Origin of the sequence: Erwinia sp. V71 (assembly GCF_965644245.1) — a bacterium.
GTDB lineage: Bacteria > Pseudomonadota > Gammaproteobacteria > Enterobacterales > Enterobacteriaceae > Erwinia.
Window position 1 is genome coordinate 1 of sequence record NZ_CBFFRK010000281.1, and the last position, 613, is coordinate 613.

Genomic DNA, 613 nt, shown 5'->3' on the forward strand with positions numbered 1-613 from the left:
TTATCGGTAGTTAACCCTTCCTCCTACACTCTCCACAATCATGTCCGAGCGTTGCACTTATTATCTGAATTCGCGCCCTATTTTTATGAAGAACCTACTGACACATTGCTGATGAATTCCAGCATTGAAGTCAAAGATAAAGTTAATATTCCACTTGCCGGGGGTGAACGTTTATATACCCGTTACGACTTTGCACCGTTTATTGAAAATCGTGTTTTTGAATTGATTCAGCCGGATATGGGGCTGGCGGGCGGATTTACAGAAATGAAAAAAATCGCTGCCTTTGCTGAAACACACCAGATTAATGTCCAGCCACATAATGCATCGGGGCCAATTCTGACCGCAGCCTGCATCCAGTTTGATATTTGCACCACGAATGTACAGATTCAGGAGTGGTTCCCTTACTGGCAGGATGAACGCTACAACATCGTCCAGCAGGCGCTGGAGCCGACAGCACGCAATGGCCACTTTGAGGTCCGCGACCTGCAACCCGGTCTCGGTGTGGAACTGAATAAAGACTATTTATCCGCTTTCCAGAAGGGCGGATTCAAGTTCGAAGTGCAACGCTAAGCCGCCTGTCTTAACTCTGCAAAGACCACTGAAGGCTGCCGGA

The 613-nt window shown here is 47.6% G+C and carries 1 protein-coding gene; it reads left to right on the forward strand.

The window, feature by feature from the left end:
* On the forward strand, positions 1–570 hold a 570-nt coding region (locus ACSZO1_RS22670; protein ID WP_437616659.1), incomplete at its 5' end, for an enolase C-terminal domain-like protein.
* Positions 571–613 lie beyond the last annotated feature (43 nt).